This window comes from Priestia sp. D3YE.R1, from assembly GCF_049199565.1.
Lineage (GTDB): Bacteria > Bacillota > Bacilli > Bacillales > Bacillaceae_H > Priestia > Priestia aryabhattai.
The window spans coordinates 253,461-266,953 of the sequence record NZ_JBLTHW010000001.1 but is presented as its reverse complement, the minus strand read 5'-3'; the positions used below and the strand labels follow the sequence as shown (position 1 = coordinate 266,953).

General features: G+C 40.1%; 14 protein-coding genes. 1 reads left to right on the top strand and 13 read right to left on the bottom strand.

What is annotated here, in order from left to right:
- From yajC to ACOZIR_RS01320, 7 genes are all read right to left on the bottom strand, one after another.
- Nucleotides 1–264 carry a preprotein translocase subunit YajC gene (gene yajC / locus ACOZIR_RS01350; protein ID WP_028411695.1) on the bottom strand — a complete coding sequence of 88 codons (264 nt, stop codon included), beginning with the start codon at nt 262–264 and terminating at the stop codon, nt 1–3.
- 72 nt (nt 265–336) lie between these two features.
- The gene (gene tgt / locus ACOZIR_RS01345) at nt 337–1,476 is read right to left on the bottom strand and encodes a tRNA guanosine(34) transglycosylase Tgt (RefSeq protein ID WP_013059317.1); all 1,140 of its coding nucleotides are present in this window, start codon (nt 1,474–1,476) and stop codon (nt 337–339) included.
- 23 nt (nt 1,477–1,499) lie between these two features.
- Nucleotides 1,500–2,528 (bottom strand): tRNA preQ1(34) S-adenosylmethionine ribosyltransferase-isomerase QueA, encoded by a 1,029-nt coding sequence (gene queA / locus ACOZIR_RS01340; RefSeq protein WP_013059318.1) that lies wholly within the window; start codon nt 2,526–2,528, stop codon nt 1,500–1,502.
- 23 nt (nt 2,529–2,551) lie between these two features.
- Nucleotides 2,552–2,752 carry a DUF2905 domain-containing protein gene (locus ACOZIR_RS01335; RefSeq protein ID WP_045292137.1) on the bottom strand — a complete coding sequence of 67 codons (201 nt, stop codon included), beginning with the start codon at nt 2,750–2,752 and terminating at the stop codon, nt 2,552–2,554.
- Nucleotides 2,749–3,750, bottom strand: coding sequence for a Holliday junction branch migration DNA helicase RuvB (ruvB, locus tag ACOZIR_RS01330; RefSeq protein ID WP_045292139.1), 1,002 nt, complete (start codon nt 3,748–3,750; stop codon nt 2,749–2,751). Before ruvB ends, ACOZIR_RS01335 begins: the two co-directional genes overlap by 4 nt.
- A 16-nt stretch (nt 3,751–3,766) precedes the next feature.
- On the bottom strand, nt 3,767–4,378 hold the full coding sequence (gene ruvA / locus ACOZIR_RS01325; protein WP_013059321.1) for a Holliday junction branch migration protein RuvA: 612 nt from the start codon (nt 4,376–4,378) through the stop codon (nt 3,767–3,769).
- A gap of 297 nt (nt 4,379–4,675) precedes the next feature.
- Nucleotides 4,676–5,212, bottom strand: a complete 537-nt coding sequence (locus ACOZIR_RS01320; RefSeq protein WP_052942386.1) for a BofC C-terminal domain-containing protein — start codon at nt 5,210–5,212, stop codon at nt 4,676–4,678.
- A gap of 291 nt (nt 5,213–5,503) precedes the next feature.
- Between ACOZIR_RS01320 and ACOZIR_RS01315 the strand changes: the two genes are divergently transcribed.
- On the top strand, nt 5,504–6,583 hold the full coding sequence (locus ACOZIR_RS01315) for a YsnF/AvaK domain-containing protein (protein WP_045292142.1): 1,080 nt from the start codon (nt 5,504–5,506) through the stop codon (nt 6,581–6,583).
- Between the two features lie 102 nt (nt 6,584–6,685).
- On the opposite strand, the gene ACOZIR_RS01310 is transcribed toward ACOZIR_RS01315, so the two are convergent.
- The 6 genes from ACOZIR_RS01310 to nadB form a co-directional block, all read right to left on the bottom strand.
- Nucleotides 6,686–7,345 (bottom strand): YhcN/YlaJ family sporulation lipoprotein, encoded by a 660-nt coding sequence (locus ACOZIR_RS01310; RefSeq protein WP_045292144.1) that lies wholly within the window; start codon nt 7,343–7,345, stop codon nt 6,686–6,688.
- 94 nt (nt 7,346–7,439) lie between these two features.
- Nucleotides 7,440–8,405: a phosphotransferase gene (locus ACOZIR_RS01305; RefSeq protein ID WP_328120113.1), complete on the bottom strand. Its 966-nt coding sequence runs from the start codon at nt 8,403–8,405 to the stop codon at nt 7,440–7,442.
- Nucleotides 8,395–9,675 carry a SafA/ExsA family spore coat assembly protein gene (gene safA, locus ACOZIR_RS01300; protein WP_033579657.1) on the bottom strand — a complete coding sequence of 427 codons (1,281 nt, stop codon included), beginning with the start codon at nt 9,673–9,675 and terminating at the stop codon, nt 8,395–8,397. Before safA ends, ACOZIR_RS01305 begins: the two co-directional genes overlap by 11 nt.
- A gap of 214 nt (nt 9,676–9,889) precedes the next feature.
- Nucleotides 9,890–10,990 (bottom strand): quinolinate synthase NadA, encoded by a 1,101-nt coding sequence (nadA, locus tag ACOZIR_RS01295; RefSeq protein WP_328120209.1) that lies wholly within the window; start codon nt 10,988–10,990, stop codon nt 9,890–9,892.
- Entirely contained in the window at nt 10,947–11,840 is an 894-nt protein-coding gene (nadC, locus tag ACOZIR_RS01290) for a carboxylating nicotinate-nucleotide diphosphorylase (protein ID WP_421535495.1), read from the bottom strand. The genes nadA and nadC overlap by 44 nt, the downstream gene beginning before the upstream one ends.
- A gap of 35 nt (nt 11,841–11,875) precedes the next feature.
- Nucleotides 11,876–13,420, bottom strand: a complete 1,545-nt coding sequence (gene nadB, locus ACOZIR_RS01285) for an L-aspartate oxidase (RefSeq protein WP_045292148.1) — start codon at nt 13,418–13,420, stop codon at nt 11,876–11,878.
- Between the last annotated feature and the right edge of the window lie 73 nt (nt 13,421–13,493).

Here is a 13,493-nt window from a genome sequence, read left to right as displayed (position 1 = left end):
TTAATCTACGCTTCTTACTTCACGAATAGCATTGCGGTCAAACGTTAATTTTGAACCGTCAGTGCTGCGAACCACAACTTGTGACTCATCGATTGCTTCTACCAGACCGTGCATACCGCCAATTGTAACAATCTTATCACCTTTTTTAAGTGCTGATTGCATTTGCTGTACGTTTTTTTGACGTTTTTGCTGTGGACGGATTAACAAGAAATAGAAAATGACAAACATTAAAAGTAATGGCCAAATATTTTGTAAAACACCCATGAAAACTCCTCCTTTTATTTATATTATCAACAGGTACTCATTCATAAATTTGATGAAAATTCCTGTAGTGACCTAGAAATTCTTTGCGTCCGGGCCGTTAAACCCATATTTTTCAAAGAACTCATCGCGGAAATCGCCAAGTCGGTCTTCGCGAATGGCTTCACGGACTTGCTCCATTAAGTTTAGCAGAAAATATAAGTTATGGTAAGATGTTAAACGAATTCCAAACGTTTCATTACAGCGAATTAAGTGGCGAATATACGCTCTTGAATAATTTTGACACGTGTAGCAGTCACAATTTGGATCAATCGGACCGAAGTCTTCTGCATATTTTGCATTTTTAACAACAAGACGACCTTCGCTTGTCATAAGCGTTCCGTTACGTGCAATACGCGTTGGTAATACGCAATCAAACATATCGATTCCGCGAATCGCTCCATCAATTAACGAGTCAGGTGATCCCACTCCCATTAAATAACGTGGTTTGTCGGTTGGTAAATATGGCGTCGTAAACTCAAGCACACGATTCATTACATCTTTTGGTTCTCCAACTGACAGCCCTCCCACAGCATAACCTGGGAAGTCCATTGAAACTAAATCAGCTGCACTTTGGCGGCGTAAATCTTCAAACTCTCCGCCTTGAACAATACCAAAAAGACCTTGGTCTTGAGGGCGGCTGTGAGCCTCAAGGCATCGCTCTGCCCAGCGGCTTGTGCGTTCAACTGAACGTTTTAAGTAGTCATATTCTGCTGGATAAGGTGGGCATTCATCAAATGCCATCATAATATCAGACCCAAGCGCATTTTGGATGTCCATCGCTTTTTCTGGAGATAAGAAAAGCTTGTCTCCATTCAAATGGTTGCGGAAATGAACGCCTTCTTCTTCAATACGGCGCAAATCACTTAAGCTAAAAACTTGGAAGCCGCCTGAATCCGTTAAGATGGGACGATCCCAGTTCATAAATTTATGAAGGCCTCCCGCTTTTTTAACAATTTCATGACCTGGACGAAGCCATAAATGATACGTATTACTTAAAATAATGCCTGCCCCCATTGCTTTTAAATCTTCCGGAGACATTGTTTTTACTGTAGCTAATGTGCCTACTGGCATGAAAATAGGCGTTTCAAATGAGCCGTGAGGCGTATGGACAATCCCTAAACGCGCTCCTGTTTGTTTACAAGTTTTTATATGTTCGTAACGAATTGCTGTCATTGATGTATTCCTTTCATGTTAAATTACAAAATTAGCATCGCGTCGCCGAAGCTGAAAAAACGATACTTCTCTGCTACAGCTTGTTCATAGGCAGAAATGACGTTTTCTCTTCCTGCTAAGGCACTTACAAGCATAATGAGCGTAGATTTTGGAAGATGGAAATTTGTAATCATTCCATCAATTGCTTTAAATTCATACCCTGGGAAGATAAAAATATTGGTCCAGCCTGAAGAAGCAACAAATTTGCCGTTATGCTCAGTTGCAATCGTTTCAAGGGTACGGGTAGAAGTTGTGCCTACTGAAATAATGCGACCGCCTTTTTCACGTACGCTGTTTAGTAAAGCAGCGGTGCCTTCACTCACTTGATAAAACTCTGAGTGCATATCGTGCTCTTCTAAGTCGTCAACGCTGACTGGACGGAATGTACCCAATCCGACATGAAGCGTTAAAAATGCAATATGCACACCTTTTTCTTTTAACTGTTCAAGCATCTCTTCTGTAAAGTGAAGACCTGCTGTTGGCGCTGCTGCAGAACCTTGTTCGCGAGCAAAAACCGTTTGGTAGCGCTCTTGATCATCCAAGCGTTCTTTAATATAAGGCGGCAGCGGCATTTCTCCCAGCTGTTCCAGAACCTCATAAAAGATGCCTTCATAGTTAAATTCTAGCAAACGTCCGCCTTGGTCGCTCGTTTCTTTACATACAGCTGTCAGACGTCCGTCACCAAACGAAATAACCGTGCCTTCTTTTACTCGCTTAGCCGGTTTTACAAGCGTCTCCCACGTATCGCCCTGTGTTTGTTTTAAAAGCAATACTTCAATATTAGCACCTGTATCTTCTTTTGTCCCAAATAATCGTGCAGGAAGAACACGCGTGTCGTTTAACACTAAACAATCTCCTTCTTGCACATAATCAAGAAGGTCATGAAACATATGATGCTTCACACTTCCTGTTTCTTTGTTTAATACCATGAGTCTTGACGCATCTCGCTGCTCAAGCGGCGTTTGGGCAATCAATTCTTCTGGTAAATGAAAATCAAATAAATCTACTTTCAAAATGTTCACCTGTTTCTACTTAATTATTTAAATCTGCCAATTACATAAAAAATAAGTGATAACACAACGCTTACTAGAATACATGTCACAATCGGGAAATAAAAGGTTGTATTTCCTTTTTTAATAAAAATATCGCCAGGAAGCTTGCCAACGAACTGCCATACCAGCCCAATGACGACTAAAATGCCCCCTAATGTGATAAGCATCTTAGGCATATCATTCACTGATCAGGCACCTCCAGCTGAAAATGATCATAAACCAAAGGCGTCACAATTCGTCCTCGCGGCGTTCGCTGCAAAAAGCCGATTTGCAATAGATACGGCTCATATACGTCTTCAATTGTGTGAGACTCTTCACCAATAGTAGCCGATATTGTGTCTAACCCTACAGGTCCGCCTCTAAATTTTTCGATAATCCCTCTTAATAATTTATGGTCAATATGATCAAGACCTAAACGGTCCACCTGCAACATTTCTAATGCTTCAGTGGCAAGCCTTTCGGTTATGGCTCCGTCTCCTTTGACCTGAGCAAAATCTCTGACTCTTCGAAGCAAGCGATTCGCAATACGCGGGGTTCCCCTAGCACGCCTAGCCATCTCAAACGTAGCTTTCTGATCAATCTCTACATCTAAAATAGCTGCTGTTCTTTCTACTATCGAAGCAAGATCTTCTTCTTGATAATATTCTAAACGGCTTAAAACGCCGAAGCGATCACGCAAAGGAGAAGATAAAAGCCCTGCTCTTGTCGTTGCACCTACTAGCGTAAACGGAGGCAAATCAAGACGGACAGAACGTGCACTCGGCCCTTTTCCAATCACAATATCCAAACAGAAATCTTCCATTGCTGGGTATAGTACTTCTTCAACCGAACGATTTAATCGATGAATTTCATCAATAAAAAGCACATCTCCAGGCTCTAAGCTGGTTAAAACCGCGGCTAAGTCGCCTGGACGCTCAATGGCTGGCCCCGAGGTCGTACGGATTTGCACGCCCATTTCATTAGCGATAATAGTGGCAAGGGTTGTTTTACCTAATCCTGGAGGACCATATAAGAGCACGTGATCTAACGTTTCGCTTCGCATTTTGGCAGCTTTAATAAAAATGTCAAGATGAGATTTCACTTTATGCTGACCAATATACTGCTGTAAGGTTTGCGGTCGTAAACTTTGCTCGATGATTTCTTCTTCACCAAGAACATCTCCCGTTACAATACGATCGTCCATTTTACTCCTCCCTTACTTATTGTTTCAATAATCGTTTTAGCGCTTCTTTAATATACTGATCTGTTGTCATCGTTTCCTTCATTAAAGCCGGAACAATTTTTTTGATTTCTCTTTCTGCATAACCTAATACTTTAAGTGCTTCAATCGCTTCATCGAGTGCTTCTGAACTTTGAGATTTGACTTCTTGTGCGTCCAGATCTGCAAATAAAGAAGGAACGGCATCTGGTACAATATCATGCAGCTTTCCTTTTAAATCTAGAATCATCTGTCGAGCTGTTTTTTTACCTACTCCTGGAAACTTAACTAAAAACTTCTCGTCTTCCTCCTCCACAGCTTGGACAACCTGCGCTGGATTACCTGACGCTAAAATAGCTAAACCGCCTTTTGGGCCGATTCCTGACACGCTAATTAACTTCATAAATAAATCCTTTTGTTCTCGCGAAGCAAACCCGTAAAGGGCAATTACGTCTTCTCTTACATATTGGTAGGTGTAAACCGTCTTTGGCTGTTCATCAATTGAAAATACATATGGATTCGGCGTAAAGACTTGATAGCCTATCCCGTTGTTTTCAATTACTACATACTCAGGATTTATATATGTAACAGTGCCTTTGATATAATCAAACAATAAGCTCTCTCCTTAATCACGTACGCGCGGGCATTGACCTTCAACTTTGCCTACGAAGAATCCTGCCCGCATCGTTCTCTATTTTCCTTTAAAGTTGCTTTTAAAAAAGACTTTCAAGAGAACGTTTGCCTCTTTTCATCTTTGTCAACCGACTTTTACAATAGCTGTAAAAAATAGAACCGCCCACTTTTATTGATGAATGACCTTTTAAGTTATATACAATACTAGACTGTTGAATACCATTTTAACATATCGCCAAAAGCAAATAGAAGCAATTTAGAATGTTGCATTCAATAATTATTTTACCATACTAAAAAACGGCTGCTTGATTGAAAGCGGCCGCTGCTGGAGCTGATAGATTTTATAGAAATTAATGAGGGAAAGATATTCATCTTTTGATTGAACGCGAATACCTTTCTTTAATTGTTCATGCTGATAGCTTTCAAGCCTTTTGATGTCAATTTGAAAAAACGACTGTATAATGTGCTGCGACGAAGCTGGTTTGCCTTCAAATGCTGAGAGAATACCGTTAACAGAAAGCCCTACGTAGCCGTTCTCTTTTAAAATAGGTGAAATATCGTCTATGCTTGTTCTAAAAACTAGCTCTTGATCCGTTTCTTTAAGCAGTCGCCAATTTTTATATTTTTCCATTAATTGTTTTTTCGTCATAGAAGGGCTTTTGATCATCTCTTGACTTACGACTCCATCCACATACACGCGCTCAAGAAATAATGTCATCGGCTCCTTTTCATTCGCATCTGCACGGTATGGCATTATACAAAGCACAATACTTACTAGCATTAAAAAAGCTGCTTGATGAATGACTTTCTTCACTCACCTTCACCTCACACGTTAATCATACTCTTTTTAGTATTATCTAAAAAGGTTTTGTGAAAATCTACACTAATAGTTTGACCTACTTATTTTCTTTTATCCTCTTATTTTATAAAGCAAATCCCTTTCTCGATATTATGGTAAGAAAACATGGAGTATTTGTTACATTCACACACTATTTGTAAAATTTTCTCTTGAACGTTTTAATTAAATTTTCGCAGGGTATGTACATAGTGGAAGTAATTGTAAGGACTTCTATTATCTATTTTCATAAAAAAGGGAGCTGAAGTAATGAGAATGAATAAACGTGTAGTCGGAACTTTTTTTTCAGAGAAAGAAGCTTTAGATGTTATCCACAATTTAAAGCGTCAAGGTTATCGAGAAACAGACATTATGGTTATCTCTAACAGTAAAAGCAATACATTTCAAATAGGTCATGATACAAATGTAATTATTGAAGCTGGTTCACCTGCCGTAAGTTCATTAGCTGGCGTCATGATGGATAACTTTTTTACTATGATGACAGGCGGCATGGGGCTCAAACAAGGAAGCGGCTTGAAATCAAAATTAATCCGCATGGGCATACCGGACTTCTCAGCCGTGCAGTGCGAGACAGATGTAGCTGCTGGTAAAATTCTAATTTTGATAGATGCCGTAAGCTCTGAACAAACTCCAGCGTACGGAACGTATACGGAACACAACGAGCATAGAGCCGTCCAATTACGTGAAGAAAAATTAGATGTCTTAAAAGAACGCGTTCAAGTCGGTGAAGTAAAACTCCACAAAAAAGTAATAGAGGAAGAAAGAACTGTACACGTTCCTGTTACGAGAGAAGAGTTTTATATTGAACGCCGCCCTGTAATTGACGGAGACTATAACGCTGGGCCACTTACAGAAGATGAAATTATTCGTGTTCCAATCATGGAAGAACGAGTAGAAATAACCAAAAGACCAGTTATTGTTGAAGAAGTAATTATAGGAAAAAAACTTATTCAAGAAACAAAAGAATGGACTGAAACGATTAAGAAAGAAGAAGCGAGCGTAGAACCTGATGGACTCGCGAGCCCTGAAGTATACGAAAATATGATGAACTATACAGACCATACTTACGCTCAAGTTTCTGCAGCTCTAGCAAGCGACGTGGAAGCTGAATACGAAAATAGTCAGACAACTAACAACGAGAAGCCAAACACACAAGCTAATAAGACAAGCTCTTCTGCAAAAAATGTAAAAAATACAAAGAGTGTCGCTACGGCACCAGCAGATACGAAAAAAAGAGAAGGTCGCCTCAAACAAAACGAAACTAACGCTCAAAATGAAGAAGCGGAATCTAAAATAACAAACAAATCTGCTTCTAACAAGAAAAATTAATAGTTACATGTTCGAGGAATAGCTGCCTGGCTTCAATGGCAGCTTTTTTATATGTATTCTCATCAAAAAACAGCCGTCCTTCACAGACAGCTGCTTCTTCATTTAACGATGTTTATGATTGACATTCTCATCGACTGATTCAAATAGACCATTGAAATTAGTTTGAATCGTATTTCGGTCTTTTCCATTTCGAATATCGTCATCAAGAGAACGAGCATTCATAAATACATCATGATCTACTTTTACTTGAACATTGTAGTCCTTCGCAATAGGTTTTACTTTATCGAGCACATTTTGTTTTAAACGGCCGTTATTTACGTCTTTGGCAGGATCCACAGCAACTAATAGCTGATCTCCACGGACAACGGCGCGACTATTTTCTACACCTTTAACGCTTGCAGCCCGATCAGCCACTTTTTCCGTAAAGTCTCTTGGATAATCTTCACCATAATACATATTAGCAACGCCATTTGTACGATCATTTGTATTATTGATGTTTCCATAAGGGTTTGTCGGATTGTCAAAACGTCCATCACTTACGTTTAACGGATAATTAGGTGTTCCATTCCCATCTAAAACTTCAGTCATTGGACCTTTCGGATTATCTACGCGATGTTCATTTGCTTTTTCATTTGTATGATACCCAACAGGCTGTGTCGTATCTGTATAGCGCTGTTCCATACCTTGGTCTTTGTTATTGCAAGCGCCAAGTCCCATCATACATGCAAAAGCTAAAGAAGTTGCTACATACCTATTCAACATAATCGCCCCCTAATTTAAGCTCTATTTACTATGAGCTTACTATTAGGATTAAAAGACAAGCCGTTTCTTATTCGATGAAGTGTTTATAAACTCTTTACATGTCATGTAGGTTTTGTAAGTGCTGGTAAATCACTCGATAAAACTGTGTACGCTGTGACCACTCTTCAACTGATTGCTGCATTAACCTTTGACGATTTGCCCATGATAAAGCAGAAGCGTTGATATTCCAGTTTCTCATCAGCATCGATGGAAATAGCAAGGAAGCAAGAAAAAAACGCTGCTTGCTTAATTCTTTTATTTTCGAGTGTTGAAGTAGTTCTTTCATCGACCACTGAACGTAAGGCAAAAAGCGCTGGGCCAGCTGAACATAGTCATACAGAGCCGGAGCTTTAGCCGATAAGTCAAAATCAATCATAACAATACCCAAGTGGTTTGTTTTCAAGAAATTATGTGAAGCAACGTCACCATGAATAATGGAACAGTTCAACCCACTATCTTTGAAACGCTCCATTAAGACTAAAGCTTTTTCTCCCCAAGTCACAATGTCTTTATATACATGAAATTGATTAAATTCCCTAAATATATGTGATGCTTCTCGAAAAGAGGAAAGCCGCTTTTTCCATTTTAAAATAAGATCATACTCAGAAAGCTTTGTATATGCAGCTATTTTCTTTTTATGAACTTCTCCATGATAGCGGATCAATGCTTGTAATACTTCTTCCCGATCCTGAAAACTTTCATACGTTACCTCTTTTACTTGCTTAACAAAAGGCATCATCGCCCAATACAAATGACGGTCCTTTATATAAAGTTCACCTTCTGGGTAAGCTTCGAAATTAACAGCGTACCCTTGTTGAATCTGAGATAAAAAATGATAAACATGTTCAATTTTACCTTTGTCTCTGTAGGCTTTTATTACTTTTTTTCCTCTATTCGTATCCGCTATGATGACATGAGGCTTTTTCATACGGTAGGTCTCAACGTGAATATCTCTTTTTTTCAAATAGAGAAAGAGACGATTTAAATTAAAATCGTCTCGTGTATAATAATCAATCTTCATCTTCGTCGTACTCATCATATTCTGGAATACTAAATGCATTTGGGTCAAACGCAGGATACGGAGGTACACCAATCATGCCATATGGGGCTGGATAGGGTGCCCTTGGATCCTGAAAGCCATAAGGTACCTGCTGCTGGTACTGTGGATAAGGCTGCTGTGGTGCATAGTCGTCAGGTCTTGGTTCACCGCAGCCGCAGTCTCCTTGCTGCTGTGGTGCATAGTGCTGCCCATAATGGTAAGGCGCGTTTCCAAACCCTTCGGAAGAACTTTCATAATGGCCACCTGTCATAGCTCCTTGCACTTGTGGATACATCGGTGCTTGATGATAAGCCGGATAAACGGGCTGCTGATATCCCCATGGAGGCGGACAAGGAGAACATTGTACCGGTCCATAGCAGCTGTGTGGCATCATTGGATACATTGGCATCGGTGCCATGTGAGCGCCCATTGCATGTTCTTCAAACGATTCGTTTTCATAACCGTGATGATACATTGGAGCCTGTTGATACATTGGCATTGGATATGGCTGCGGTGCATACATTGGCGGATGACACGGCATATAATTAAATCCGCAGCCTGGCATCACAGGCGATATTGGCATGATTGGGTAACATGGCATTTGAGGAGGCATTTCTATACTCTCCATCTCAGGACTTTCTGGCGATTCATGCTTGGGTAGTTCTTTTGGTGCTTCTTTTTTTGGAGCCTGCATCGCCATATTAACGGTGTAATAATTGTTAATATCAATCTCAGGTGCAATTGGCTTTAATTTAGGAAGCTTTGGCGCAACTGGCATTTCTTTTTTAGGCTGAACGATTGGTGCTTCTTTCTTTGGCTGTGCGACCGGCGCTTCTTTCTTTGGCTGCGCAATCGGCGCTTCCTTTTTCGGTTGAGCAATTGGTGCTTCTTTTTTAGGCTGTGCGATCGGCGCTTCTTTTATCGGTTGCATAAACGGTGTCTGAGCAGGCTGATTAGCTGACTTTTTCTCATCTGGACTTTCATCAATTTCCGTTACTGGATAAGCTTTTGTGGATTGATCACTATAAGGGTGTTGAACTTTAGGCATTTCTTTTATCCCAGGTGAAGGAGCTCCTTCTTTTTGAACAGGCACTCCGCTTGTTGGCACTTTAATTTTCATTCCAGGCATGATCATGTCTGGATTGCTTAATTGAGAATTCGCTTTTTTTAACTCTTCAAAATTAACCCCATACTTTTCAGCGATTTTCCAAAGGGTATCCCCTTTTTGAACGATATGGATTTTCAACGTCATTCCCCTCCCGAGTAGAGTCTCTGCCATCTATATGTGCAAAATCAAAGTAAGTTCTGTTTGTTCATCACAAGATATGCCTTGAACCATTTTTTTATTCATTTTGCCCACAGTTTGGTTCAAGTTTTTATGATAAAGAAAAAAAGACTTATCAACACAAACAATATGTCAATAAGTCTTCTTTTAGACCTTCTTTGTTTAATTGTCTTAAAAATCTTTATGCGCGTTCTAACATATTCGTTAGGGCTTTGATAGCGCCTTCTGCTGTATGTTTATCCACCTTGATTTGATTTACTTCTTTTCCTTCTTCGATGCTTTCTAAAGCCCACAGCAAGTGAGGCAAATCAATTCGGTTCATCGTCAAACAAGGACACATATAGGGATTAAGCGAAACAATTTCTTTATCCGGATGACTGTTGATAATCCGTTTCACTAAGTTCATTTCCGTGCCAATGGCCCATTTAGAGCCTGAAGGAGCTTTTTCAATTGTATCAATAATATATTTTGTAGAACCTGCATAATCTGATTTTTGCACCACTTCATGGGAACACTCCGGATGAACAATAATATTCATCTCAGGCTGCTTCTCGCGCAAATAATCAATATTTTTAACCGTGAAATTTTCGTGCACAGAACAGTGACCTTTCCATAGAATCACCTTGATATTGTTTATATCGCCTTCATATTCAAGCATTTCTTCAATAGGATTCCAAATGGCCATTTCATCTAGTCCAACACCTAAATCATAAGCTGTGTTTCTGCCCAAATGCTGATCTGGTAAAAAGAGAATGCGCTCTTTTTTAGAAAATGCCCACTCCACCATATTTTTTGCATTTGAAGATGTTACTGTTGCACCATCATGTTCGCCTACAAAAGATTTAATTGCAGCTGTAGAATTCACATACGTAAGCGGAATAATCGTATCTCCGAAAAGATCCTGTAAGACAGGCCATGCCTTTTCTGTTTGCTGAATAGTAGCCATATCAGCCATTGAACAGCCAGCTCGCATATCAGGTAAAATGACTTTTTGATTTTCATCTGTTAAAATATCAGCTGTTTCTGCCATGAAGTGAACGCCGCAAAACACAATATGCTCAGCTTCTCTATTTTCAGCTGCTATTTGGGCCAGCTGTAAGGAGTCTCCTACCGCATCTGCAAACTCGTACACTTCGTCTTTTTGATAATGGTGGCCGAGCAGAAACAATTTGCTTCCGAGGTTTTTCTTGATTTCTAGTACTCTTCTTTTCATTTCATTTTCTGTGAGCTCCGTATATTTAGCGGGCAGCGTTTGCTGCTGAAGCGTTTGTAATAAACTCATCATTTTCTGTTCCCCTTTCTGTTAATAAGTCCAAGCTGATATCGATAGACCCTGCTGAATGTGTTAAAGCTCCAAGTGAAATATAGTCCACTCCGCTGTCTCTAAAAGAATAGAGCGTGCCAAGCGTAATTCCACCGGATGCTTCTGTGACAATATGAGCGGGAACCAGCGGTATCCAATCTTTAATGACTTCTGGAGAACAGTTATCGAACATAATGACATCTGCTCCTGCCTCTATTGCTTCTAGCAGTTGACTTTTGTTTTCAATTTCTACTTCCACCTTAACCATATGTCCAAGCTGCTCTCTTACTCTCACAACAGCGTCTAGGATAGATCCTGCATGTGCAATATGGTTATCTTTTAACATGACGCCATCGTACAATCCAAAACGATGATTATAACCTCCTCCAGCACGAACGGCATACTTCTCTAACATTCGCAGACCAGGCGTTGTTTTTCGCGTGTCACATATGCGCGTATGTGAGCTGCCAAGCAGCGCTACGGCTTTGTGCGTCATCGTGGCAATGCCACTCATTCTTTGAAGTAAGTTTAAAATTACCCGTTCACCGGTCAAAATAGATCGCACGGATCCTGAAACGGTAGCTATTTTATCTCCAGGCTTAAGAACATCTCCATCTTTTTTTTCGAAATTCACTTTCACATTAGGGTCTATTAAATGAAATCCTTCTTTAATCAATTCCACTCCTGCGATAATACCTGATTGCTTTGCCGTGAACACAGCCTTCCCTTGGTCAGACGAAGAAAAAATAGCTTCACAGGTTATATCTCCATCTCCAATGTCTTCTATAAAAAAAGACTGCAATAGTGTTTGTAATTTCAACGTATTCATTGTGCTACCTCACCTTTCTTTTTAGATTTCCTTGCTTATAAAATCAATGATTGTTTTGTTGAAGTAGCAGACTGCTTAATAATTCGCCTATGCTCCCATTCTTGCTTTTCATGCGGAAAGTCACTTCGGTAATGACCTCCTCTACTTTCTTTTCTTGCAAGAGAGGACTCGGCAATAAGCAGACCTGCCGTTAGCATATTGCAGGTGGTTGCAGCTTCCCTCGAATATATAACTTCTTGATCAAGAGGTATTCCATCCAAATAATTTGTGAATTCATGCACAATAGTAGCCAATTCGTTTTCATGACGAATGATTCCTACACAATCCATCATTTTATGCTGAATTTGTCTTGTGGCAGGCAGGATTTTAGGCATGCCTTTATAAACGTAACGAACGGGAGTATAACGAGATACCGTTCTCGCTTTATGTAAAATATGACGCCCTGTCCGTTTTCCAAATACAAGACACTCTAACAATGAATTGCTTGCTAGACGATTTGCTCCATGAACGCCTGTAGAAGAAACTTCCCCCACGGCATATAATCCTTCAATACTTGTTTGTCCGTAAGCATCTACTTCAATTCCACCCATTAAAAAATGTGCGCCGGGAGTAACAGGTATTCGTTTTTTGTCCAGTTGAATTTTATACTTTCGACATAGTTCCGTAATCGTAGGAAATTTTTGTTGGAAATGAGCCACTTTTTCAATGTCTAAAAACACGGATCTTCCTTTTTTCATTTCATTAAAAATCGTCCTTGCTACAACATCTCGCGGTGCTAAATCCTTAAAGCGATGAACGCCTTCCATTATGCGTTCATCCCATTCATTTACCAGTACGCCACCTTCACCTCGAACCGCTTCGGATACTAGGCCTTTCGCTTCCTTTTGATACAAAAGCGTCGGATGAAACTGAATAAATTCTAAGTCCGCTAATTTTGCTCCAGCCCTGTACGCAAGCGCTAGCCCATCTCCTGTCGCGAGCGGCTGGTTAGATGTATGCTTGTACAAAGCGCCGATTCCTCCGGTAGCAATAACGGTTTGGCGAGCATGATATATAGTAATTTTGTTGTTTTCACCTTGTCCGATAGCGCCTCTGCACGTGCCATCTACAGTTACTAAATGCTGAATCATTTCGTTTTCAATTACTGTAATATATGGCAGTACTTCTTTTTTCAAAAAAGCGAACAGCGCTTGTCCTGTTGCATCCCCACCTGCATGCAGAATACGATTGACACGATGGGCTCCTTCTTTTCCAAAATGCAGCGTACCATCTGGGTTTTTATCAAACTTCATTCCTTTATGAATCAATTCATTTACTACAGCCGCACCTTCTTCCACTAAAGTGCGTACCGCTTGTTCATTGCAATGCTTATTGCCCGCAACCAACGTATCATAGAGATGTTCACTCCAGTGATCGCTGCTTCCAATAGCAGCTGCTACTCCGCCTTGAGCAAGAACTGAGTTATTGCGGTCAATTTTCCCTTTCGTTACCATGACAACTCTGTTATGACGACACAGTTCATAAGCTGCAGAAAACGCTGCTAATCCGCTTCCAATAATTAAAACATCCGTCTCTAACATTTTACACCTCTTTATTTACATGTGTCTTGACACCTATATTTACATATTATTAAATGAAAGACAAGAAGTTTTT